The sequence below is a fragment of the Pseudoalteromonas sp. SR43-3 genome (assembly GCF_014163875.1).
Taxonomy (GTDB): domain Bacteria; phylum Pseudomonadota; class Gammaproteobacteria; order Enterobacterales; family Alteromonadaceae; genus Pseudoalteromonas; species Pseudoalteromonas distincta.
Genome location: NZ_JACJEC010000004.1, coordinates 283,317 through 308,040, shown reverse-complemented (window position 1 = coordinate 308,040; position 24,724 = coordinate 283,317). Strand labels below are relative to the sequence as shown.

The 24,724-nt window shown below is 39.7% G+C and carries 18 protein-coding genes; 13 read left to right on the top strand and 5 right to left on the bottom strand.

The window, feature by feature from the left end:
• The first annotated feature begins 7 nt into the window (after positions 1–7).
• The 9 genes from malQ to rluF all read left to right on the top strand — a co-directional run bounded on the left by malQ (position 8) and on the right by rluF (position 15,245).
• Positions 8–2,002 carry a 4-alpha-glucanotransferase gene (malQ, locus tag H5088_RS07740; protein WP_182752608.1) on the top strand — a complete coding sequence of 665 codons (1,995 nt, stop codon included), beginning with the start codon at positions 8–10 and terminating at the stop codon, positions 2,000–2,002.
• Positions 2,003–4,210, top strand: a complete 2,208-nt coding sequence (gene glgB, locus H5088_RS07735; RefSeq protein ID WP_182752607.1) for a 1,4-alpha-glucan branching protein GlgB — start codon at positions 2,003–2,005, stop codon at positions 4,208–4,210.
• Positions 4,203–6,266, top strand: a complete 2,064-nt coding sequence (glgX, locus tag H5088_RS07730) for a glycogen debranching protein GlgX (RefSeq protein ID WP_182752606.1) — start codon at positions 4,203–4,205, stop codon at positions 6,264–6,266. The genes glgB and glgX overlap by 8 nt, the downstream gene beginning before the upstream one ends.
• A complete protein-coding gene (locus tag H5088_RS07725) occupies positions 6,259–8,796 on the top strand; it encodes a glycogen/starch/alpha-glucan phosphorylase (RefSeq protein WP_182752605.1) in 2,538 nt (845 codons plus the stop codon). The genes glgX and H5088_RS07725 overlap by 8 nt, the downstream gene beginning before the upstream one ends.
• Before the next feature lie 14 nt (positions 8,797–8,810).
• Complete coding sequence (glgC, locus tag H5088_RS07720) at positions 8,811–10,112, top strand: glucose-1-phosphate adenylyltransferase (protein WP_002958601.1); 1,302 nt, start codon at positions 8,811–8,813, stop codon at positions 10,110–10,112.
• A gap of 80 nt (positions 10,113–10,192) precedes the next feature.
• Positions 10,193–11,728: a glycogen synthase gene (locus H5088_RS07715; protein ID WP_182752604.1), complete on the top strand. Its 1,536-nt coding sequence runs from the start codon at positions 10,193–10,195 to the stop codon at positions 11,726–11,728.
• 89 nt (positions 11,729–11,817) lie between these two features.
• The gene (locus H5088_RS07710) at positions 11,818–13,032 is read left to right on the top strand and encodes an EAL and HDOD domain-containing protein (protein ID WP_149603661.1); all 1,215 of its coding nucleotides are present in this window, start codon (positions 11,818–11,820) and stop codon (positions 13,030–13,032) included.
• Positions 13,033–13,062: 30 nt separating this feature from the next.
• Positions 13,063–14,133, top strand: a complete 1,071-nt coding sequence (locus H5088_RS07705; RefSeq protein ID WP_165724078.1) for a DUF418 domain-containing protein — start codon at positions 13,063–13,065, stop codon at positions 14,131–14,133.
• 86 nt (positions 14,134–14,219) lie between these two features.
• A complete protein-coding gene (gene rluF, locus H5088_RS07700) occupies positions 14,220–15,245 on the top strand; it encodes a 23S rRNA pseudouridine(2604) synthase RluF (RefSeq protein ID WP_182752603.1) in 1,026 nt (341 codons plus the stop codon).
• Positions 15,246–15,267: 22 nt separating this feature from the next.
• Here the strand turns inward: rluF and H5088_RS07695 are convergent, their stop codons facing one another.
• Positions 15,268–15,852, bottom strand: a complete 585-nt coding sequence (locus H5088_RS07695) for a hypothetical protein (protein WP_182752602.1) — start codon at positions 15,850–15,852, stop codon at positions 15,268–15,270.
• Positions 15,853–15,901: 49 nt separating this feature from the next.
• A complete protein-coding gene (locus H5088_RS07690) occupies positions 15,902–16,156 on the bottom strand; it encodes a MetJ regulator of methionine regulon (protein WP_165724056.1) in 255 nt (84 codons plus the stop codon).
• Between the two features lie 242 nt (positions 16,157–16,398).
• Here H5088_RS07690 and H5088_RS07685 point away from each other — a divergent pair, with 242 nt between their 5' ends.
• A complete protein-coding gene (locus tag H5088_RS07685) occupies positions 16,399–16,731 on the top strand; it encodes a PBPRA1643 family SWIM/SEC-C metal-binding motif protein (RefSeq protein ID WP_182752601.1) in 333 nt (110 codons plus the stop codon).
• Positions 16,732–16,840: 109 nt separating this feature from the next.
• On the opposite strand, the gene H5088_RS07680 is transcribed toward H5088_RS07685, so the two are convergent.
• Positions 16,841–19,909: an efflux RND transporter permease subunit gene (locus H5088_RS07680; RefSeq protein WP_182752600.1), complete on the bottom strand. Its 3,069-nt coding sequence runs from the start codon at positions 19,907–19,909 to the stop codon at positions 16,841–16,843.
• 2 nt (positions 19,910–19,911) lie between these two features.
• Complete coding sequence (locus tag H5088_RS07675) at positions 19,912–20,994, bottom strand: efflux RND transporter periplasmic adaptor subunit (protein WP_165724062.1); 1,083 nt, start codon at positions 20,992–20,994, stop codon at positions 19,912–19,914.
• Positions 20,995–21,116: 122 nt separating this feature from the next.
• Between H5088_RS07675 and H5088_RS07670 the strand changes: the two genes are divergently transcribed.
• The 3 genes from H5088_RS07670 to H5088_RS07660 all read left to right on the top strand — a co-directional run bounded on the left by H5088_RS07670 (position 21,117) and on the right by H5088_RS07660 (position 23,417).
• Positions 21,117–22,013, top strand: a complete 897-nt coding sequence (locus H5088_RS07670) for a LysR family transcriptional regulator (RefSeq protein ID WP_182752599.1) — start codon at positions 21,117–21,119, stop codon at positions 22,011–22,013.
• Positions 22,003–22,314, top strand: a complete 312-nt coding sequence (locus H5088_RS07665) for an MGMT family protein (protein ID WP_182752598.1) — start codon at positions 22,003–22,005, stop codon at positions 22,312–22,314. The genes H5088_RS07670 and H5088_RS07665 overlap by 11 nt, the downstream gene beginning before the upstream one ends.
• 551 nt (positions 22,315–22,865) lie before the next feature.
• Entirely contained in the window at positions 22,866–23,417 is a 552-nt protein-coding gene (locus tag H5088_RS07660; RefSeq protein ID WP_029753163.1) for a hypothetical protein, read from the top strand.
• A gap of 270 nt (positions 23,418–23,687) precedes the next feature.
• Here the strand turns inward: H5088_RS07660 and H5088_RS07655 are convergent, their stop codons facing one another.
• On the bottom strand, positions 23,688–24,587 hold the full coding sequence (locus H5088_RS07655; RefSeq protein ID WP_165724068.1) for an SDR family oxidoreductase: 900 nt from the start codon (positions 24,585–24,587) through the stop codon (positions 23,688–23,690).
• Positions 24,588–24,724 lie beyond the last annotated feature (137 nt).

The window sequence follows — 24,724 nt, the reverse complement described above, 5'->3', positions numbered from 1 at the left end:
CGATTCAATGGATGCTCTTTCGCAGTTGTTTTACCTGCATGGTATTGGCTTTGAATTCACTAAGTATACAGGTGAACAGGTATTTTTTAGCGAAGAAACGCGTAAACGTGCTTTGCAATGTTGTGGTGTTGATACAAATAATGAAGCAGGAATAGCTCAACTAACTTATGATTTAGATGCATCGCTTTGGCTTGATTTAGTACCTAGTGTGAGTTTAGTTGAGCAAACTGCATGTTTGTTTAAGCTTCGTATAGATGAACGTCAGCAATATTTAGCCGCTAATATCGATGTCCCTTCACTTGGAATGCATTTAGCATTTGATAACCTTTATAACTTGGCTGTCACTGGTGAATATTACTTGCATGGCGTTCGCTATATTGAGCTGGCACTACCCATTGGCAATATGCCAATTGGCTATCATGACGCTAATGTTCAGGTAGGTGAGCAACACGCTATTACACAAATTTGGTGCGTGCCTGAGCAAGTCTATCAAGTGGGAGACACAAAGCGCACTGGATTATCTATTCAGCTTTACACATTAAAAAATAGAGCGAATTTTGGTATTGGCGACTTTGACGATTTATTAGCGCTTACAAAACTATGCAGCTCCCAAAACATGGATTATATATTACTTAATCCACTGCATTTGTTATTTGCTGATATGCCAGAGCGAGCCAGTCCTTATAGCCCTAATAGTCGCGCTTTATTAAATCCTCTTTATATTTCTATCGTACTAAGCGAAGACGCAATAAATAACGAAAACCTTGACGCCATTATGCAGCAAGATGATGTCGCTGCACTTATTAAAAGTAATGATCAGTTTATAGATTATGAAAATGTAAGCCGTATAAAGTATACGTTATTTGAAGCGCTTTATAATCAGTTTGAATTAACGGCAAGTGATGAGCGTCGCCAAGCGTTTACTGATTTTTGTAATGCTCACTCTACTACGTTAAATACCCTCGAATCAGATAACCTAACATTTGCTTATTACCTGCAATGGCAAGCGCATATGCAACTTGCACTGTGTCAAAAAAGTTGCGCAGAGAGAGGCATGGCTATTGGCTTAATAAACGACTTAGCTGTTGGTTGTGCTGGCGATGGGGCTGAATTTAAAAACCAGCAATCGCTGTTTAGCCAAGGTGCAAGTGTAGGCGCTCCACCCGATCCATGGGCTGAAGCAGGTCAAAATTGGGGCCTCCCAGCCCTCAATCCCCAAAGCCTTAGTAATAATCACTACCAATTTTACCGCTCGCTCATTCGCGCAAACATGCAAAACGTAGGTGGGCTTCGAATTGACCACGTAATGGCTATTAGGCGCCTATGGTGGTGCTTTGAAAGCAATGGCGAACAAGACGGCTGTTATGTTTACTATCCGTTTGAGCATTTACTTGCCATTTTAAAAATTGAATCGCATATTAATCAGAGTATTGTTATTGGTGAAGATTTAGGCATCGTACCGCCAGAGGTTAGGGAAGCTTTGGCATCTAGCGGTATTTTTTCCAACAGCTTATTTTATTTTGAGAAACAACACAGTGGAGAGTTTTTATCGGTAGATGAGCTAGCAACACATTGTTTGTTAATGATAGCCAATCACGATGTTCCTCCATTTACAGGCTGGTGGCAACATGATGATTTAGATATTAAGCAACAATATAAGCTTATAACTTGCAATGAATACGAGCAACTAAAGCAACAGCGAATAGAAGAGCAACAAAGGTTACTACGTTTTATTAATCACCATGGCAATACAACTGAGCTTTTATTACATAGTGAAGCTGTGACTGTTTATAGCGCACTTGCATTGTGTTTAGCAGGCTCTCAATCGCGTTTATTTGCAATACAAATAGATGACTTAGATGAGCAAAAGTATCCGGTTAATATCCCCGGGACAGATAAAGAATATCCTAATTGGCGACGTGTATTAACGCATACCAGTGAAGAAATTTTTACCAAAAATGCCTCACTTTTAGCTGCTATCGATTCAATAAGGAAAGGTTAAATGAGCAGTACAACTAATGAAAATAGTTATGATGCACAAGTACACGCATTAAATATAGGGCGATTTAAAGACCCATTTAGCTTCTTAGGGGCACATAAAACGGATGCTGAGGTTGAAATTCGTTTTTATCTACCTTGTGCAATAAGCGTAAGTGTTACATTAAATAATAAAAGTATTAAGGCGAAACGCTACCAGCAAAGTGACTTATTTATAGCCAAAGTTGATGCTTTGCCCACTGCGCCATATGAATGCATTGCTCAGTACACAGATAGCAGCGTTACCTTTTATGATGAATACAGTTTCCAAAGCACACTTGATGCAGAGGCAATGTATTTATTTAACGAAGGCAGTCTTGAACATGCTTACTCGCATTTTGGTGCACATTTTAGTACTCAACAAAACGTAGACGGTGTACGTTTTTGTGTATGGGCGCCTAATGCGGCAAGTGTCTCTATTATTGGTGAGTTTAACTTTTGGCAAGCGAATCGCCACTTTATGCGCTTTCATCCTGCAAGTGGTGTATGGGAGTTATTTGTACCAGGCCTTAAAGCTGACATGTGCTACAAATTTGCAATTACCGCGCAAAGTGGAGAGGTGCTCGAAAAAGCCGACCCTTATGCATTTAAAATGCAACAAGCACCTGGCACTGCAAGTGTACTGCAGTATAAACCAGAACCTATAAAGCTTGGCGAGCAGGCTCTTCAAAACAGACAAAAGCGTAACCATATAGATGCACCAATTAGTATTTATGAAGTGCATTTAGGCTCATGGCAACGGGCTGAAAACAACCGCTATTTAAGTTACACAGAGCTTGCCGACAAACTCGTTAGCTATGCCCTTGAAATGAATTTTACTCACCTGCAACTTATGCCAATAAGTGAATACCCGTTTGATGGTTCGTGGGGGTATCAGCCTGTTGGATTATTTGCACCTACCAGCCGCTTTGGCGACTACAACAGCTTTAAATACTTTGTAGAGAAGTGCCACAAAGCTAATTTAGGTATTTTGCTTGATTGGGTACCAGGGCATTTTCCAAGCGATCCGCATGGCTTACATCGATTTGATGGCACCCATTTATATGAGCATGCTGATAAGCGCCAAGGGTTTCATCCTGATTGGAATACCTACATTTATAACTACGACCGTCCTGAAGTTAAAAGCTTTTTAATATCAAATGCTATGTATTGGCTACATCAATTTGGTTTAGATGGCCTGCGTGTAGATGCCGTAGCTTCTATGTTGTATTTAGATTACAGCCGAAAAGAAGGCGAGTGGGTTGCTAATTGTTACGGCGGGCGTGAAAACTTAGGTGCAATTGAGTGCCTAAAGCAAGTCAATATGCGCAGCTATAAAAACAACCCAGGCATTATGATGGTGGCTGAGGAGTCGACAGCATGGCCGGGTGTCACCCAAAGTGTTGAGCACAACGGTTTAGGCTTTGGTTATAAGTGGAACATGGGTTGGATGAACGATAGTTTGCATTACATGCAGCACGACCCTTTATATCGTCAGCATCATCATCATGAAATGACTTTTTCGATGGTATACGCGTTTAGCGAAAACTATATATTGCCATTAAGCCACGATGAGGTAGTACATGGTAAAGGCTCGTTAATTGAAAAAATGCCAGGCGATGATTGGCAAAAATTTGCAAATTTACGCTCTTATTACGCATTTATGTGGGCACACCCGGGTAAAAAACTCTTATTTATGGGCGGTGAAATTGCACAGCGAAAAGAGTGGGGGCACGATCATTCTATCGATTGGCATTTACTTGAGCACCAAAGCCACAGCGGTATAAAGCACACCGTAAAAGCGCTCAATACCGTTTATAAAACCCAACCCGCGTTGTATGAGCTTGATTCGAGCGCGGCTGGTTTTACCTGGATAGATAACAATAATAATCAGCAGAGCATTTTAAGCTTTGTTCGCTATGCTAAAAACGCAAAAAACTTTGTGGTTGTTATTGCTAATTTTACCCCCGCGTCCTATGAAAACTACGTTATTGGCGTACCGAGTAAAGGGCGTTACAAGGTCATTTTAAATACAGATGATACTCAGTTTTTTGGCTCTGGCGTTGAGGTAACTAAAGATTCTTCGCTGATAGTTCAGGCAATAAACGAATCAAATCATGGTTTTAAACACAGTATTTCAATTGCCATTGGTGGCTTAACTACTATTTATTTACAAAAGGTTGATGATGAGTAACCGATTTGATGTAGCACCCGGTAATGTAGAACCACTTGGCTCTAGTGTTATTGATAATGGGGTCAACTTCGCGCTTTATGCGCCTGGGGCGAGCCAAGCTTATGTATGCCTGTTTGATAAAAGTGGCCATTCAGAAATACTAAAAATGGCGATGAATATCAACGAAGGGGGTATTTGGAGTATTCATATTTCGCCATTAAACGCCGGTGCGCTTTATGGTTTTAGAGTTGAGGGTGAATATAACCCTAAAAATGGTCAACTGTTTAACGAAAATAAGCTGCTGATAGACCCATATGCAAAAGACTTGTTTGGTGAGTTTACTTGGAGTGAACGCCATTACGGGCAAATGCCCATCGGTACTAAAAGCACTGTAAATAATGCGATTGATATACCTAAATCAAAAGTAGCGGCTCCTACGTTGTATAGGCATAAAAAGCCTAACCACCGTTGGTCAAACACGGTTATTTATGAGTGTCATGTAAAAGGTACAACGTGTCGTCATCCTAAAATTCCCAAATCTCTACAAGGGAAGTTTTTAGGGTTAAGCCACCCAAGCTTTATTGAACACTTACAAAGCTTTGGTGTTACAGCCGTTGAGCTTTTGCCTGTTCATTCTTTTATTAGTGAGCAATTTTTAACAGGCAAAGGTTTGCAAAACTACTGGGGTTACAACACGCTTAACTTTTTTACGCCCCATAAAGACTATTTGGTAAACGATGATATAAACGAGTTTAAGCAAATGGTTCAAGAGCTCCATGCTGTAGACATAGAAGTCATATTAGATGTTGTTTACAACCATACAGCTGAAGCAGGGGCGGATGGCCCTATACTATCGCTTAGAGGCTTTGATAACTTAGCCTATTACCGCACAGTAGAGGGGCAGCCTGACGTATATATAAACGATACCGGCTGTGGTAATACCATAAATATTGACCACCCTAAAACACTGCAACTTGTACTTGATAGCCTTCGTTATTGGGTTGAAGAAATGGGAGTTGATGGTTTTAGGTTTGATTTAGCGACCATTTTAGGCCGCTCAAAAGCAGGCTTTAGCTCCGCACATACTTTTTTACAAGTAGTTGCCCAAGACCCTGTGCTTAACAAAGTTAAGTTAATAAGTGAGCCTTGGGATATAGGCCCAGGTGGTTATCAGCTTGGTGCATTCCCGCCGCCATGGCGAGAATGGAACGATCAATACCGCGATGTAATTAGACGTTTTTGGCAAAGTGAAAAGGGTATTATTGCCAACGTTGCAAAACGTTTGCATGGATCGTTTGATATTTTTGAGCACAGCCAACGTGGGCCGCTCAATAGTATTAATTTTATAACGAGTCATGATGGTTTTACCCTTGCTGATTTAGTGAGTTATGAGCATAAACATAACGAAGCTAATGGCGAGCAAAATCGAGATGGGCACAGTGCAAATCATTCGTTTAACTGTGGGGTAGAAGGTTTTACCAGCGACTCTAAAATAAACGCACTGCGCTTACAGCAACAAAAGAACTTTTTACTTACTTTAATTCTCTCAAAAGGTGTTCCCATGATTGCTGCTGGTAGCGAAATGGCGCACTCGCAAGGGGGGAATAACAATGCTTATTGCCAAAATAATCGCACTAGTTGGCTTGCCTGGAAAGATTCTCAACTTAATCATTCGTTAACACGATTTATTGATGATGCATTAAAAATTAGACGTGCGCACAGTGCGTTTAAACACAGTGTATTTTTAGATGATATAGACGAGCGTTTTACCGTTAAGTGGTTTACCGAACAAGGTAAAACCATGACTGATGCTCACTGGCATGAAGATACCAGACAGTTTTTAATGTATAGCTTACTTGATAAGCAAAACAATCATGCATTGCTGATTGTATTTAATGCCAGTGAAAAAACAATTTTTTGTCAAATGCCCCCATCGCCAATTAATGCGCCGTGGCAAATGATTCTATCAAGTGTACATAATGCATCTGTGAGCAGTAATGAAGATGCGATGGTTGAAATTTCAGCACAAAGTAGTTGGGTTTTTAGTGCCAATTTAGAGGATGTTAGTCATGGTTAAACAAAGTGATCAAGTGTGTGTAGTAAAGAGCTGGCAAGAAGGGCCCGTTATTGATGAAAGTACGCTTAAAGATGACTTAACACGGCATTTTTATTATACCCTCGGCCGAGATAAGGTGGGTGAATCGCAGCATTATTTGTATCACGCATTAGCGCTTACTATTCGCGACAGACTTGTGGCCCGCTGCAGAGAAACGAATCAACAAATTAAGCAAGAGAAACGCCGCAAAACGGCTTACCTTTCTCTTGAGTTTTTGATGGGGCGTGCGCTAGGTAATGCTGTTTTAAATCTAGATTTAGATGAACAAGTAAGCTCAGCACTACAAGAGTACTGCACAACAATAGAAACAATTGAAGACGCCGAGCACGACGCTGGCCTAGGAAATGGTGGGCTAGGGCGCCTTGCAGCCTGCTTTTTAGATAGCTGTGCTAGTTTAGCGTTGCCTGTTATTGGCTATGGCCTACGATACGAATACGGCATGTTTAATCAATCGATTAAAGATGGTAACCAAATTGAGCAACCAGATAACTGGCTACGTGAAGGACATCCATGGGAGCTAAGCGCACCAGAGCATGCAAAACGTGTGAAGTTTGGTGGCTATGTGCAAAGTTACACAGATAAATTTGGCAGAGAGCACCGTCAATGGATGGGCTCACAAGATGTATTAGCTGTACCGTACGATGTACCTGTCCCTGGGTATAAAAACAATATCGTAAATACACTACGTCTGTGGAAATCAGAGGCAACAGATGAATTTAATTTAACCGAATTTAATGCGGGCAGTTATTCAGAAGCCGTCGCACAAAAAAATCTAGCCGAACAGATCACCATGGTGCTGTATCCAAATGACAGCAGCGAAAATGGTAAGGAACTTAGGTTACGCCAACAATACTTTTTATCATCGGCGAGTATTCAAGACGTAGTAGACCAATGGGTTTCCCAACATGGCGAGAGCTTTAGTGACTTTGCTGATTTTCATGTTTTTCAGTTAAATGACACGCATCCAAGTATTGCTGTTGCAGAGCTAATGCGTATTTTAATTGATGATTACGAATTAAATTGGAACGATGCTTGGGAAATAACAACTAAAACAATGGCTTATACAAATCATACACTACTTCCTGAAGCGCTTGAAAAATGGTCTGTTTCGTTGTTTTCAAAATTATTGCCACGCATTTTAGAAATAGTTTACGAGATAAATGCACGCTTTTTAGCACAAGTTTCACAGCAATGGCCGGGAGATGTTGAAAAGCAACGTGCATTGTCACTGATTGAAGAGGGTGATGAGCCGCAAATTCGTATGGCTTATTTAGCTATTGTAGGTAGTTACTCTGTAAATGGCGTAGCAGCACTTCATACTGAACTGTTAAAAGCGGGATTATTTAAAGAATTTTATGCACTGTGGCCAGATAAGTTTAATAACAAAACAAATGGTGTAACGCCTCGTCGATGGCTTGCGCATTGTAATCCAGTATTAAGTGAATTAATTGGTGAAAAAATTGGCCATGATTGGGTTAAAAACTTTTCAAAAATTAGTGACCTACGTCGTTTTTATGACGACAAGGCATTTCATGAGCAGTGGCAAAATGCTAAACGTGAAAACAAACAACGTTTAGTTGATTTAGTTAAGGCGCGCTGCGATATCGATTTTGATGTATCAATGATGTTTGACGTACAAGTAAAACGTATCCACGAATACAAACGTCAGCTATTAAACATACTTCATGTGATTCATTTATATGACCGTATTCGCCGTGGGGATACCCAAGGGCTTGTTCCTCGTTGTGTTCTATTAGGTGGTAAAGCAGCGCCAGGTTATTACATGGCTAAAAAAATTATTAAGCTTATTAATAACGTGGCAGAGGTTATAAATAAAGACCCTCAAGCTGCGCCATATTTACGCGTCGCCTTTTTGCCTAATTACAACGTAACCGCAATGGAAGTTATTTGTCCTGCAACTGATCTCTCAGAGCAAGTATCTACCGCAGGCAAAGAAGCGTCTGGTACTGGCAACATGAAATTTATGATGAATGGTGCATTGACAATAGGCACGCTGGATGGCGCAAACATTGAAATTAGAGATGCTGTTGGTGCTGATAACTTCTTTTTGTTTGGCGCACAAGCGCACGAAATTGACGATATTAAATCACGTTATAATCCAGAGCATTTAATATCGCAAAATAGCGATTTAAAGAATGTGATGCAATTACTCGAGAGCGGGCATTTTAATTTATTTGAACCATGCTTATTTGACGACATAACAAATGCAATTAAGAGCCCGCACGATCCATGGCTTGTTGCTCACGATTTTGAAAGTTATGTAGCAGCTCAAAAAGAAGTTGATAAAGCTTACGCAGATCAGACCTACTGGACACAAATGAGTATTTTAAATACAGCAGCCAGTGGTATGTTTTCAAGTGACAGAACCATAAGCCAATACAGTGAAGATATTTGGCATTTAGAACCCCTCAATATTAGTGAAACAGACTTAACGACAACTAAAAGCCATGCCACTAACAGCCTAGACTAAATGGAGAGAGTATTATGCCTAATTATGCAAATCGCTACATAAGTAGCCTAACCAGAGAAACTTACGCGTTAATACTGGCAGGCGGTCGCGGTTCTCGCCTGCATGAGTTAACCGATTGGCGAGCAAAGCCAGCAGTTTACTTTGGTGGTAAACATCGAATTATCGATTTTCCACTATCAAACTGCATTAACTCGGGTGTGAGACGTGTTGGTATTGCTACACAATATAAATCACATTCATTAATACGCCATGTAAACCGCGCATGGGGGCACTTTAAAAAAGAGCTAGGAGAGTCGGTTGAAATACTACCTGCATCTCAGCGCCAAGGTGATGATTGGTATTGTGGAACCGCAGATGCTGTTTTTCAAAACATAGATATTATTCGTCACGAGCTTCCTAAATATGTGATGATTTTGTCTGGAGATCATGTGTACCGTATGGACTATGGTGCTTTATTGGCTGAACATGTGCAAAAAGGCGCAGATATGACTGTGTGTTGTATTGAAGTTCCAGTAGAGGAAGCCGCAGACACGTTTGGTGTAATGACCGTTGATGAAGAAAATAGAGTGTGTCGTTTTGATGAAAAACCAGCAATGCCGAGCTCCGTACCCGGCAAGCCAGGTACATGTTTAGCATCAATGGGGAACTACATCTTTAATACTGAATTTTTGTTTGAGCAACTTAAAAAAGATTCTGAGAATGAAGGCTCTGGACGCGATTTTGGTCACGATATTATTCCAGCGATTATAGAAGAGCATAATGTATTTGCCTTCCCATTTAGAGATCCAAACCAAGAAGGGCAACCTTATTGGCGAGATGTAGGTACGCTTGATTCGTTCTGGGAAGCTAATATGGAACTGGTAATGCCAGAACCACAACTTGATTTATACGATCCAACGTGGCCAATATGGACTTATCAAGAGCAACTACCACCTGCTAAGTTTATTTTTGATGATGAAGATAGACGTGGTATGGCTTTAGACTCAACAGTCTCGGGTGGGTGTATTATTTCGGGCTCTGCGGTTAGAAAATCCCTGTTGTTTTCTAACGTTCACGTTCGCTCATTTTGTACCATTGAGCAGTCGGTTATTTTACCCGGTGCGGTTATAAACCGAGGTTGTAAAATTAAACGCGCAATAATAGATAGAAGCTGTGAAATACCGGCAGGTCTTGAAATAGGTTTTGACAAAAAAACAGATGAAGAAAACGGCTTTAGGGTATCTAAAAAAGGTATCGTTCTTGTTACACGTGATATGCTCACTGAGCTTGCAAAAAAGTTAGAACGCCAAGCGCGAGAAAATAAAAAGCTAGCGTAACAACAAGTTAGATAAGCACGACAACATAGCTTGCTCATTTGTGAGCAAGCTCACACAGGTTTAAAGGAAATAATAAATTAATGCATGTATTAATGGTTGCAGCAGAAAATGACGCGTTACCAGGCGCAAAAGTAGGCGGTGTGGCAGATGTAGTACGCGATGCACCTAAGGCTCTCGCAAAGCAAGGTATAACGGTTGATGTTGTTATTCCTGATTACGGGTTTGAGCCGCTTGAGCGTATTTATATAGGTGAAGTAACCGTTGCATTTAATGCTCAACCCCATGTATTAACCATTTTTAAAGTACAACAAGCCGAAAATAATGTAAGCCAAATTGTTATTAGCCACCCGTTATTTAGTGAATCAGGCAGTGTATATTGTAATGATGCACCGGGGAGGCCTTTTGCAACTGATGCGACTAAATTTGCTCTATTTAACGCAGCCGTCTGCGAAGCGTTATTACAAGGTGTATTAAAGCGCCCTACAGCGCTGCATTTACATGATTGGCACAGTGCCTGCGTTGCAGTTTTACTTAAGTTTGAGCCACGTTATAGCCCACTTAATACCTTACCAATTGCCTTCACAGTGCATAATATTGCACTGCAAGGTATTAGACCTTTCAACCATGATGATTCAAGCTTAGAGGCGTGGTTTCCATCACTTAGTTATAATGGCCAGCAATTATGCGACCCGCGTTACCCTCATTGTTTTAATCCTATGCGCAGTGCAATAAATCTATGCGATAAAATACATGTTGTATCGCCAACTTACAGCCAAGAGGTTCTTGAACCTAGCAATTACGAACATGGTTTTTTTGGTGGCGAAGGGCTTGAGCAAGATCTGCAAAATGCAGCAAGCCAAGGCAAGCTTGTTGGTATTTTAAATGGCTGCGAATATCCAAGCAATGCACTTGAAGGAGCAACTCTCGCTGATTTTTATAGCCAAGCAGAGAGTACTTTGTTTGGTTGGATGGCCAATTACGAGCAGTTACAAAGTGGTTACTATATTGCCCACCAACGACTACAACAATTTAAAGCAACGGTTAATAACGGTCCATTAGTTACAAGCGTTGGCCGTCTTACTGAGCAAAAAGTGTTGTTATTGTGCCAGCAAGTTAATGGGGTTTTAGCTATTGATAAAGTGTGCCAATTAATTAATGAGCATAACGGCAGACTTATTATTCTCGGCTCGGGTGACAAAGAGCTCGAAAGTATATTTACCAAAGCAATGGCGCGTAATTCCAATCTTTTATTTTTAAAGGGGTATGGGCAAGGTGTTGGCGATTTAATGTATCAATTAGGTGACTTATTTTTAATGCCAAGCTCGTTTGAACCGTGTGGTATTAGCCAAATGCTAGCAATGCGAGCGGGGCAACCGTGTTTAGTACACAGTGTTGGTGGATTAAAAGATACTGTTAAACACCACGAAAATGGTTTTAGCTTTAATGGAGACACGTTGGCAACGCAAACGCGTAATTTAATTAGCTGTTTAGACGAAACTCTCTTAATTAAAAAGCAAAATCCTAAAAAGTGGCATAAAATTAAGCACAGCGCAGAGCAAATGCGTTTTTCGTGGCCACAAGTGGCAACTGATTATATAACAACCTTATACCGGTAAATCGTTTCTGTACTTTAAAGTTTAGTGACAAATCTACCTGCTTAGGGTTTAATTACTTAGTATTATATAAAGGCTAAGAAGTAGGTAATGTGTCTGTATTTGTTGCAAGGCAAGCAATATTCAATCGAAGTAAAAAAGTAGTAGCCTATGAGCTACTTTTTCGTGATAGTCCAAAAAATTATTTTCCAGATATTGCAGAAGGCCAAGCAACAGCAAGGCTTATTATGGAAAATCAATTAAATTTAGGTACACGCCATATTACATCAGGCAAAAAAGCGCTTATAAATATAGGACCTGAATCATTAAAACTCGATTTATGTGCTTTCTTACCATGCCAAGACGTTGTGATTGAGTTGCTCGAAACCATAGAACCTACCGACGACAACTATGAGCTATGCCGAGGTTTATTTCATAGTAACTACAAACTCGCGCTCGATGATTTTGTATATAAACCACAATGGGATCGTTTTCTAAAGCTTGTGAAGCTCATTAAATTTGATATTGCAATTACACCTCTTAGCGAAATACAGCCCATAGTTACTAAGTTACAAGCGCATAAACAAATAAAAATACTAGCCGAAAAAATAGAAACACAAGAAGACTATGAGCTTGCCTTTGATATGGGGTTTGATTATTTTCAAGGCTATTTTTTTGCAAAGCCTACCATGATCAAGCAAAACGACATTGATTATAATTATGGTTTAGTCGTCGCTATTTACGCAGAAATAATGAAGCAAAGCCCTGACATTAAAACAATCGCAAGCCTGTTTGAGCTAGATGCTGCACTCGCATATAAGTTACTAAGATTAATAAACAGCGGTGTGTTTCCTATACAAAGCCAAATATCGTCATTAAAGCAAGCGCTCGTGTATTTAGGACACGAACGCCTTAAAAAGTTTGTGAGCCTTATTGTTACTGCTCATACAGCGGGTAAAAAGCCAGCAGAGCTAATGCAAGTATGTGTTGTACGTGCTCGCTTTTGTGAGCTTGTGGCAAAAAAGGTTAATAAAAGTCAGTCAGGCGAAGCATTTTTAACAGGATTATTTTCACTGCTAGATGCAATCCTTGATCAACCAATGAGCTTGCTTGTTGAAAAGCTACCTTTCCCTGATGAAATAAAAACGGCATTATTAGGGGACAAAAACACACTTTATTATATTTTAAACGTTGTTAAAGCATATGAAACAGGAAGCTGGTGGGCACTTGAACAAGCTGTACTTTTGTTGAATATTGACAGTGCTATACTACCTCCACTTTACCAGCAGTCAGTCGATTGGGCTGACAGTTATAAGAATAATATTTAACGGATAATAGCTTTAATGCGCAATTATAATATGGACTTTATTCGCGGCGTTGCCGTGCTTGGCCTCGTTTACATGAATGCTTACGCCTTCGGCATTTTTGAATATGGGTATTCCTCCTTAACTAATCCTCCTGTTAGCGACTCAATTATTCACACCCTTAGCAGCGTGTTTGTAGACGGGCGTTTTAGAACGCTGTTTAGTTTGCTTTTTGGTGCTGGGCTTTATATTCAGTGGCAACGTTACAAGTCTGAAGTGCAAATAAAAAGCAGGCTCTATTGGTTAATCCTCTTTGGTTTAGCGCATGGTTTTTTACTTTGGGCCGGTGATATTTTATTTGTTTACGGTGTATCTGGCTGGTTTGTTATTAAATATTTAGAAAGTGATAGCAATGTACTTTTAAAAAGAGGGCTTGCATTTACCTTGTTGTCGGCTGTGGTTACCTTACTTGTTATATCTAGCGTACCCGATGAAATAATTTACCGCGATACAGCACAGTTTATTGAATTATATAACCCACACTATATTGATTACTTTATTAGTAACCTTGCTATGAACACGTTAATGCTTGTTATGGTGCCAATAATGACAATGTGGATGTGCGTGGGCCTTATGCTCATTGGCATTTATTTATATAAACAAGACGTTTTTAGTAAAGGCTTAACGACTCAGCAATTAATAGTTTGCGGTGCAATGACCCTTGTTTTTTGTGGAATCAGGCTTTATGCATCACAGCTTAATGGCAGCTTAGGATATGGGGTGCAAGAATTTATAAATATGTTTGCGGCGCTAGGTATGGCTACGCTGTATATTCATTTAATTGTTAAATTTTGCAATAACAGCGCACATGTTGGCAAGCTTATTCAACAAGCGGGGCGCTTAGCATTTACTTTATATATTAGCCAAACACTCATACAACTGTTGTTATATAAAGTGCTATTTACACACTGGGTGCTCAATTTTGATCGTATTGACTACTGGTTAGTTGCAACGGCATTAGTTGCACTGCAGCTCATATTTACCTTTATATACAGCCGTTATTTTAACCAAGGCCCGCTTGAATTTGTATGGCGTAAATTAACGAAAGCAAAAATTAATGCTTAAACACCTATAAATTTTAAATTAGGGGCGAAAAAATAGTGTGGGTGGTTTACACTACTCGCCTTAAAAATTACTACGCTATAAGTGCCATGACCGAATTAAAACGTTTAAATAAATTTATTAGTGAAACAGGATTTTGTTCACGCCGCGAAGCCGATAAATATATTGAGCAAGGTCGTGTCAGCGTTAATGGCTACTCGCCTGAAATGGGCGTAAAAGTTGCTGCTACCGATGTTGTATTGGTTGATGGCAAGCCACTTAAAGCCACACCAAAGCGCGTTTATATTGCTTACAATAAACCCGTTGGTATTACGTGTACTACCGAAAGTAAAATTCAAAGTAATATTATTCGCGCGGTAAATTATCCTACGCGTATATTTCCAATAGGGCGTTTAGATAGACCTTCTGAAGGGCTTATATTTTTAACTAACGAAGGTGACATCGTTAATAAAATTTTGCGTGCGGGTAATAACCACGAAAAAGAATATGTTGTTACGGTTGATAAACCGCTTAATCGTCAGTTTGTTACAAAAATGGCCAATGGTGTGCCTATTTTAGATACCGTGACTAAAAAGTGTAAAGTGACACAAACGGCCCCTAAAGAATTTAAAATAGTACTTACACAAGGTTTAAACCGCCAAATACGCCGTATGTGTGAATATTTAGGTTACGAAGTGGTGACGTTAAAGCGCACTCGTATAATGAACGTAACACTAAAAGGTTTAAAGGTAGGGCAGTGGCGTCATTTATCTGATACTGAAATGGCGCAAATAAACGACTCGATTTCTGACTCAGGTAAAACTCAAGAACATTCGCTTGATGCTAATAAACAATCAGAAAATAATACGCCGTCGATTCCTAAAAAGCGTGATTTTCAGGGTGAAAATCCTCGCCGTTTTAATAAAGGCGAACAAAGTGGCGAGCGTAGTACTGAGCGAAATTCAAGTCGCAACTCTGATCGCAGTAATGCTAATGGCGAGCGCAAAAATGAGCGCAGTAAAGCACCTTATCAAAAGCGTTCTACCACGTATGTTGGTAAGCCAAAAAGTATTAAAGAGAACAAGTCGTCACAGTCAAAACTTAGCTCGGGGCGTACCCTTAGCTTAAAAAAATAATCTGCAGCTAAGTGGTATTCTACTACCACTGTATTTCTTGTACTATATTACCAAGTGGGCTTGTAACGCCCACTAAATTTATATTGTTATTTTGCAAAGTCACCAATTTATTCTTATCTAAATACCATCTAAAAGTGTATTTTCTGTAGTTCTGTAAACTAAGCACAGTTAGCGTTGCACAACTGTACTCATAATCAGTTGGGCAACTACCTACTTCAAGTAATTGATGCTCTTGCTGCCATATATCATTGCTGTGTTTATTGGCCCATAATTTCACAGAAATACAGACTGACGTCCATAACCATAAGTAAATTAAAATAGGCAAAAACAGTGGTATAAATGCGCTGCGGAACTTCCCCTGCTCAGCAATATAATTTTTAACTGTATGTTTAAATTCAAAGTTATTATTGTATTTTTTATATAGTTGCCTTAATAAAACAACCGACAACACTATCGCCGTTATTGGAAATAACGTAAATGTTAAGGTGTTATATATACTGTTGGGGATAAAAGCGGGATCGGCTTGTTCATCCCATGCAAGTAAAGCAAGTGGGGGAGCCGTTGCTAAAAATAGCAGAGCGCTATTGAATAGTTGTTTAAATGTCACAGGTTATCCGCTTATAAAGTGTTGCTTTGTATAAAGCTTCAATTAGCTCTTAAATGCTAAAACCAATGTAAAATAAGAGTATACCTAAATAAATTGCAATCGCCGATAATGCGTTTTTAGAGCGCAGGCGTTTAGCTATATCGCGTGTACCATCAACCATGCCGGAAACTACCAGCAATAAGCCTCCTGTAAATCGGTAGTTGTTTAAGTTCACGTTACCATTTTCATCAGTTATAAAGCGTAAATAACCAAAAAGTATAAAAAGGCTGCCCGCTATTAGAAGTGCAATTTTAAAGTTTTCCAAGGCTTTTCCATAATATTGAGTTAGATATTAAAACGCCACTGAGTCTAGCTAGTATAATTTTACTATATTTCGAATTCAAATTTTGCCTAAATCCATTAAATGTACTCATTATGTCGCTATATTAGGCGCATATACGCTAAAGCTTGATTTATATTGTGCATTAGCAAGTACACCTTAGTTATATGTTGGGTAAGCTGTTAAGATGCGCCGTCTTAATAATGTAGAAAGGTTATAGAAGTAACATGTCAAAATTTTTCTTTATGGGTAAGCCCGACATAATGGGTAAAAATAACAGTAATGGATTTGCGCCAAATCGTACCGCAAAGGTAGGCACAGAGTTACACCCGTTAACGCTAATTGTAAACTCAACTGAACGACAATCAGAAATAGAAGCCATACTAGCAGAGCATTCGCTATTTGCTTCAATTGAAGTTAAAGCTGAAGTACCAGAAGATATTCGCGAACTAGACTTTGCGCTTAGCAAGTCAACACCACAAGTATTTGATAAAGTACCAGAGCGTAACGCACCTTGTGTATGTGGTAGCGGCAAAAAATATAAGAAGTGTTGCGGTTAGTTTCTTAACAACTAAATATGTAGCCTTTCTTTTTTCATCGGTATTAAATAAAAATGCCACTGACCTTGAGCCAGTGGCATTTTTTAATGTTAACCGATTATATGTTTAACTACTTACGTGGCTCGTAATCAATTCTAAATATAACCGTGTAAAGTACTGGCACCACAATGAGCGTTAGTATGGTAGCAAAGCCCAAACCAAACATAATTGTTACCGCCATTGACTGAAAAAACACGTCAAATAACAGCGGGATCATACCTAAAATAGTAGTTATAGCCGCCATAGCAACTGGGCGTACACGGCTCACACCAGAGTCAAACACGGCTTCATAAGGCGATTTACCTTCACTCAATTCGAGATTTATTTGATCAACTAATACAATACCGTTTTTAATAAGCATACCGCTTAAGCTTAATAAACCAAGTAGTCCCATAAAACTAAACGGAGCATTCATAGCTAACAAGCCCGCGCTTACACCAATAATAGCTAACGGAACCGTTGCCCAAATCACAAGTGGTTGCTTAAGCGAGTTAAAAAGTAATACGGTTACTGCAAACATCGCTAAGTAACCCAGTGGTAATGAGCCAAATATTGCTTTTTGAGCCTTGCTTGAAGATTCAAACTCGCCGCCCCATTCCAGTTCGTAACCGCGCGGTAATTCCATGTTTTCTATTGGTCCGCGAATACGTGCAAATAGTTTAGCGGGTGTTTCGTCCCCTAATACATTGTGATCGGCCATTACTGTAATAGTTCGTTTGCGATCGCGGCGCATTATTAGGCTGTCTTCCCACTGCACATCAAATTCGTCTACAACTTGAGTCACTGGTACAAATACCCCCAATACTGGGCTGTATATTTGTAGGTCGTGTACGCTTTCTACGTTTAAGCGCTCGTTAGCAGGAGATCGTGCAATAATAGGCAGCAACTGCGTGCCATCGCGATATACGCCCACTTGTTTACCCGATAAACTTGTTAGTAATACATTGTCTAAGTCAGATTTACTAATACCTAAGCGGCGTGCTTTTTGCTCGTTAAACTGCGGGCGAATCATTTTAGTACGTGCACGCCAGTCATCACGAATATTGTACGCGCCATCGTCGTTACCAATAAGTTCTTCAGCTTTAGCAGCCAATTGTCTTAAAATAACAGGATCAGGGCCTGAAAAACGCGCTTCTATTTTTGCATCAGTAGAGGGGCCGATTTCCATTGGCTTAATTTTAAGCTGTGCAGAGAGTGCATGATTATTTGAGTAATCACGTACAGTTTGCATTACAGTCGCTACGGCTTCTCTGTTGGCTACACGAATAATTAATTGCCCGTACGCGGGATATGACTTTTCTGGTGCGTAGGTAAGCATAAAGCGTGGAGCGCCTTGGCCTGTTGTACTTGTTACTTCTTCAACAAGGTCTTCTTTTTGCAAAAACTCTTCAAGTTTTTTAACGCCCTCTAGGGTTGAGCGAATATCAGATCCTTGCTCTTGCCAGTAATCTACATAAAACATAGGTGTATTAGAGGCAGGAAAAAACGACTGTTTAACAGAGCCAAAACCAACAACCGCAGTACACAGTAAAACAACCATTAATATAAGCGTGGTTTTTCTAAAGTGCAGCGCTAAATCTAAAATCGCTTTGTAACCGTTAAAAATAAAACCTTTGTATGGGTCTTCATCTTCTTGGCCTTCTTCGTTTTTAAACTCGTTTTCTTTGAACATTAAATTGGCAAAAAATGGCGTTAACGTTATGGCTGTTATCCAACTTAATAAAAGCGAAATAAACAACACCCAAAACAAGCTGCCGGCAAATTCACCACTGGCATCAGAGCTTAAACCAATTGGCGCAAAGGCAGTGACTGCAATGACTGTTGCACCTAGTAAGGGCCATTTTGTTTGCTCAACAATATTAACCGCTGCTTTGAGTTTTGTTTGCCCACGTTTAAGGTTTATTAGTATCCCTTCGGTTACAACTATTGCGTTATCAACCAGCATCCCTAGGGCAATAATAAGTGCTCCAAGTGATATGCGTTGCAAGTCGATGGCAAACAACTTCATAAATATAAACGTACCCAGTACAGTAAGCAGTAAAATACCACCAATTAAAATACCGCTTTTTAAACCCATAAATAACAGCAGTACTACAATAACAATCGCAATAGCTTCAAGTAAGCTGATAATAAAACCATCAACCGATTTTTGAACCTCTTGTGGTTGGTTGTATACCGAATTTATGTCAATACCATGAGGGCGTTGATACTCAAGTGAAGCTAAGTGATCGTCAATGTGTTTACCCACATCAACTACGTTAACTCCTGACATAAACGACACGCCAATAAGCAAAGCTTGCTGAGAATTATAACGAATAACATTGTTAGGTACTTCTGCGTACTCTCTATAAACCTTTGCTACGTCGCCTAAATAAATAAGCTCACTTGCACCAGGTTTTGAAATTAATAGCGTTTCGAGCTCTTTTACATCTTTAAATTCGCCAGTAGGGTGCAAGCGAATTGACTCATCGCCTACGCGAATTTTACCCGCATTAGAAACCGTATTTTGCGATTGCAGTAACTGAAATATATGACTTGGTGCAATACCTAATTGAGCTAATTTACGCGTTGAGACTTCAACCATTACTTGCGGTTGTTGCTCACCTGCAACCGTTACTTTACTTACGCCTTTAACCAAGACTAGCTCACGTTTTAAAAAGTCTACGTAGTCTTTAAGCTCGTCATATGAGTAGCCATCACCGGTTACCGAATACATAACACCGTAAACATCGGCAAAGTCATCTAAAATAGTACTTGGGTAAACGCCGCTGGGAAGCGAAGGGGAGAGGTCGTTAATTTTACGACGCATTTCATCCCAAATTTGGCGAAGTTGCTCTTTTCGATAAGTGCTTTTCATCTCTACCGAAATTTGCGACTTGCCGTTAGATGAAATAGAAGTAACGTAATCAACATAAGGTAATTGCTGAATCGCGTTTTCCAGAGGAAAAGTTACTTCTTCTTCTACTTGTTGCGGCGATGCGCCAGGGTACATGGTAATAACCATGGCTTTTTTAAGCGTAAACTCAGGGTCTTCTAATTGCCCTAAGTCAAAATACGACACGGTACCGCCAATTAATAGCAGCAGCGTAAACATCCAACTGATTACTTTTTTCTCTATGGAGAGTTGTGCAAAGCTCATAATTATAAGCCTCGCTCTTTATTCCATGCTCTTACTTTCATGCCTTCTTTTAGTGAATGCACACCGGCAGAAACAACAATTTGGCCTTCTTTAATACCACTTAACACCTCAATACCATCGCGGTGTAGCTGGCCAATTTTTACTGCTTGTTTATGTACTTGGCTAGTTTCTGAATCAAAAAGCCACACGTAGGCATTATCTTTAATAGACTCTTGAGGTTCAGAAAACACTGATTCGATTGGCAGTATTGTGTAAGACACTTGCGAGCGCGTTACTTTACTTAAATCAATAAATACACTGCCCGTCATACCCGCTAGTAAATTAAAGTCCTCAGGTACTGGTAGCGAAAACACAACTTTATAGGTAAGTGTTGCAGGGTCTGCTTGGGTATCCCACTCTTTAATATCAAGTGTGTATTCTTTATCGTCAAAGCCATCGAATTTTACAGTAGGGTGGTAATCAGTGCCTTTTTGAAAACGAGCGACTATTTTTTCAGGAACTTGGATTTCTACATCCATTAAATCGCGTGTTTCTAAACGCAATATATTTTGTTTGGCTTGAATGTTTTCAAAGTTTTTAACAAATACTTTTGCAACTGTGCCTGAAAATGGCGCGCGTAGCTCGCTGTACTCAAGGTTTGTTTGTGCAATTTTAAATGCAGATTCAGCAATTTGCATATTAGCAGTGGCTTGATCTAATTCTGATTGGCTAGTGATTTTTTTCTCAAACAATTGCTCAATACGGCCAAGTTGTGATTTTGCCAATTCAAAGCGCGCTTTGCGCTCATCAAACTGCAACTGAAAATCTTCAGGGTCCAGTTTTGCTAATAAATCACCTTTTTCAACGTGTTCACCAGCAAGCACAGGAAACTTAATAAGTTCTCCGTTTACCCTAAAAGCAAGGTAAGAGCCTTGGTTTGCAACAACCTCAGCAGGAAAGCTGCGAATGTTAGTTTGAGAATCATGACCTATGTTGAATAATTTAACAGGGCGAATGGGCTCTTCTTTAACTTGTTGTTCTGGCTCAGAACAGGCTATTAAGCTTAGTAAAGTCGTAGTTAAAAAACATAGACGAAAGAGTTTCATGTCTTCTCCGTTGCAATGATGGCAAAATAATTAAGTGCAGCATACGCTGCAAACATATAAAATAAAAATCATAAAATTTTAGAAACTCAATAAGTTTTACTTATAATGTTGCAGAGTGCTATATGAAGCTGAATCAATTAATAATTTTAGATGCCATAGTGCAAAGCGCAAGCTTAAGCGGGGCAGCACTAAAGCTACATAAAACGCAGCCAGCGCTTACACTTGCTATTAAAAATCTAGAAGAAAAAATAGGGTTTGAGTTGCTAGACAGAAGTAAGTACCGATTACAGCTTACTGAAAAAGGGCGAATTTTTCACCGCGAGGCGCAGCAACTTCTGCATGCCAACGACGAGCTAGCGCAGCTTGCTAAAGAATTGGCACTCGGAAATGAACCCCAATTTAGAATTTGTTACGAACAACTTTGCCATACGCAGAGTTACAACGAGATCATAAGTAATACTTTTAGATTGTTTACCAGCACCGAATTTAGCTTAACAAGCGGGAAGCGCTTTATTTCGTTAGAGCAAGTAAATAGTGGGCAAGCCGAATTAGGCATTGGCCCGTGGTTTGACTTATTTCATGCAACAGGCGATTTAGAAAGCGTACCTATAGGCAGGCTCGATATTGGCATTGTCAGCGCCAAAGGCGTACTTCCTCAAAGGCTCACCTATAGCGAACTACAAACGTATCCGTGTTTAGCCATGTTTGAAAGTGATTTGAGTATCGACAGCGACAGACTATCGTACTCAAAAGGCTCCGCCATGATGAAAATTGATGATGTATCGACCTTAAAATCGTTTTTACTTTCAGGCGCAGGTTGGGCAATGATGAGCTTAGAGCACTGCGACTCTGAAATAAAAGCTGGCTTACTTCAAGAAATACACATAACTGACCGAGAGCATAAGTTTAGTGCGCAAATTAGAGCCTTTAGGCAGCATGCAATGCACCACGGCCCTGTAGCGCGTACTATTTGGGAGCAATTTAAAGTACTTAGTGAGGCGTATTTAAATGAACGCTGATATTGATAAAGAAACACTTATTTATACTGTTATCGCAGGCATACCAATAGGCAAAGTAGCAAGCTATGGGCAAGTTGCTACTCTTGCAGGCTACCCTCAAAACTCACGGTTGGTGGGGCGCTTATTAAAAGTGATGCCAAACGACTCAGTTATACCTTGGCATAGGGTAGTGAATAGCCAAGGTGAAATATCATTCCCTGCAGGTAGCGAAAAATACCAAGAACAACGCGAAAAGCTACTATCAGAAGGCGTATTGTTTAAAAACGACAAAGTGAATATGCGCGAGTGCCGGTGGCAGTAGAAGACAAGGAATGGCTTAATAATAGTATTTAAGCATTGTTACCAAACCAAGCATGTTGACCACTTTTTTATTTATGAAGTTTAGCAATACATATAAATAACCTGATATTTGAGCATTTAGTTTTATCTTCAATACAAGCTCCTTACTAACCTAGATTATCGCTAAATGAAAAAGTTACAAAAAAGGGGCATATTTTCTACTTTCTAGCCATCAAAAATACAAAGAGATTAGCCTAAAACTCTTCCACACATACCTATACCTGCGTTTTCATGCAATCCACTAAAAATAAAAGTTTGGCATGCCACTTGAACAAACAATCTGTCGTAGAAAATTATGAGCATATCCGTGGTGGTACAAGAGCTCGCTTTAAAGGGTATCTCATATACAGCTAAGTAAAAATTCTTAAAGCTATAATAAAAGTGGCTAGAACGCGTTTGAAGAACACGATTTATGCTTATCGGTACTTTATTAATTATCGAAATGACCAAGCGTAAATATTTAGTTTTGAGTGTGACAAATTTTAAAAACTTGATTTTAAGGACTAACCAAATATGACTGACCCTACTTTAGTTATTTTAATGTACTTTGTGATCCCTATTTGGCTTGTAGCTGGCATTGCGGATTGGTTTTGTCATCGACGTAGTAATATTTCTACAACAAGTGGTGCAAAAGAGTCGTTTATTCATCTATTAATGTTTGCCGAAGTGGGTATACCGTTAATTCTTGTTTTAATTTTTGAAGTTAATAGTTTGATTATTGCTATCAGTATCTTGTTGTTTTTTATTCATGAACTTACAGCAATGTGGGATGTAACTTACGCGGTAAGTAAACGTAGAGTGGGGCCAATAGAGCAGCATATACATAGCTTTTTAGAAATGATACCGCTGTTGGCTTTAGTATTAATTATTGCGCGGCACTGGGAGCAATTTACAGCATTATTTACTCCTGGGGGCTTTCCTCCTGAATTTACGCTCCAATTAAAAGAGTCACCTATACCAATAACTTACTTGATAACAGTGCTATTCATATCACTCGTGCTAGAGTTTATGCCTTATTTAGAAGAGTTCATTCGCGGTATACGTGCTAAAAAAGACAACGCATAAAACCAGTTTGATAAATAGATATAAAGCCTAAGTTGACTGCTTAAGCAGCTCTAGTTGTTTAAGCAGTTTGTTTATGCGTGCTTAAATAGGCTCACTCAACCTCGTACTAAGTCAAATAGTGCAGTGGGTAACTCAGGCTTTTAGGGGGTTTATAACCACGGTTTCACGAATACTTAGTGGATTTTGTTTAGATGTGATGCAAAAAGAGTAGGTAATAAAAGCGGCGTATACTCGCCGCTATTATGTTGTTTAACAATCATCTGTTGATGATTAAGGTAGATGTTGCCCACCTGTCACGCCCATTATTTCAGCGGTAATGTAACTTGACTCTTGCGAAGCTAAGTATACATATGTTGGGGCTAGCTCGGCAGGTTGGCCTGGTCTACCTAGTGGCACGTTATCACCAAATTCGGGAAGTTTTTTCGCCGGTTGGCCGCCACTTTGTTGTAGCGGAGTCCAAATTGGCCCTGGAGCAACACCATTAACCCGAATGCCTTTATCTATTACCATTTTTGCTAAACTTTTAGTAAAGCTAGTAATTGCGCCTTTAGTTGATGCGTAATCCAGAAGTCCAGCAGATGGCTGGTAACATTGGATAGAGGTTGTGTTAATAATACTTGCCCCGGGTGGCATATGCTTTACTGCGGCCTTTGTTATCCAAAACATAGCAAATACGTTTGTTGCATATGTTTGGCAAAATTGCTCGGTAGATAAATCTTCTAACTCGGCGACAAATTGTTGCTTACCAGCATTATTAACTAGTATGTCAATTGACCCCAAGTATTCAACGCTTTGAGCGACAAGGCTGTTACAGAAATCTTCATCAGATATGTCACCTGCAATACCCCAAGCCTTGTTACCGCTGGCTTTTAGTATATCGAGTGTTTCTTTCGCATCGGTTTCTTCGCTGGGTAAGTAATTAATAACAACTTCCGCACCTTCTCTTGCAAATGCGATGGCTACGGCTCTTCCAATCCCAGAGTCGCCGCCTGTGATCAAAGCTTTACGGCCTTTTAACCTGTCGTGGCCCTCATAGGAGTCTTCGCCATGATCTGCTTTAGGTTTTAAAATTTCATCTAGCCCTGGGTCCGGTTGATTACTGTCTTTTTCGGTACGTCCCATCTGATATTGGCTTCTAGGATCTTGCATAGTAAATTGATTAGTTGGCATATCAAAGTCTCCTCAACGTAAAGTTTAAGTTCGATTAATTGCATGTAATCACAAAGAGCGTAATCTCAGACAGCACAGCAATGCTGTTACTTCTCTTTGCTTAGCGTGAATTGGGTGATGTAAAAAACATAAGAGGC

Excerpts from the sequence above, each read along its gene's own strand:
- malQ (WP_182752608.1), top strand. The coding sequence starts at position 8 with ATGGATGCTCTTTCGCAGTTGTTTTACCTGCATGGTATTGGCTTTGAA.
- glgB (WP_182752607.1), top strand. The coding sequence starts at position 2,003 with ATGAGCAGTACAACTAATGAAAATAGTTATGATGCACAAGTACACGCA.
- glgX (WP_182752606.1), top strand. The coding sequence starts at position 4,203 with ATGAGTAACCGATTTGATGTAGCACCCGGTAATGTAGAACCACTTGGC.
- H5088_RS07725 (WP_182752605.1), top strand. The coding sequence starts at position 6,259 with ATGGTTAAACAAAGTGATCAAGTGTGTGTAGTAAAGAGCTGGCAAGAA.
- glgC (WP_002958601.1), top strand. The coding sequence starts at position 8,811 with ATGCCTAATTATGCAAATCGCTACATAAGTAGCCTAACCAGAGAAACT.
- H5088_RS07715 (WP_182752604.1), top strand. The coding sequence starts at position 10,193 with ATGCATGTATTAATGGTTGCAGCAGAAAATGACGCGTTACCAGGCGCA.
- H5088_RS07705 (WP_165724078.1), top strand. The coding sequence starts at position 13,063 with ATGGACTTTATTCGCGGCGTTGCCGTGCTTGGCCTCGTTTACATGAAT.
- rluF (WP_182752603.1), top strand. The coding sequence starts at position 14,220 with ATGACCGAATTAAAACGTTTAAATAAATTTATTAGTGAAACAGGATTT.
- H5088_RS07685 (WP_182752601.1), top strand. The coding sequence starts at position 16,399 with ATGTCAAAATTTTTCTTTATGGGTAAGCCCGACATAATGGGTAAAAAT.
- H5088_RS07680 (WP_182752600.1), bottom strand. The coding sequence starts at position 19,909 with ATGAGCTTTGCACAACTCTCCATAGAGAAAAAAGTAATCAGTTGGATG.
- H5088_RS07675 (WP_165724062.1), bottom strand. The coding sequence starts at position 20,994 with ATGAAACTCTTTCGTCTATGTTTTTTAACTACGACTTTACTAAGCTTA.
- H5088_RS07670 (WP_182752599.1), top strand. The coding sequence starts at position 21,117 with ATGAAGCTGAATCAATTAATAATTTTAGATGCCATAGTGCAAAGCGCA.
- H5088_RS07665 (WP_182752598.1), top strand. The coding sequence starts at position 22,003 with ATGAACGCTGATATTGATAAAGAAACACTTATTTATACTGTTATCGCA.
- H5088_RS07660 (WP_029753163.1), top strand. The coding sequence starts at position 22,866 with ATGACTGACCCTACTTTAGTTATTTTAATGTACTTTGTGATCCCTATT.
- H5088_RS07655 (WP_165724068.1), bottom strand. The coding sequence starts at position 24,587 with ATGCCAACTAATCAATTTACTATGCAAGATCCTAGAAGCCAATATCAG.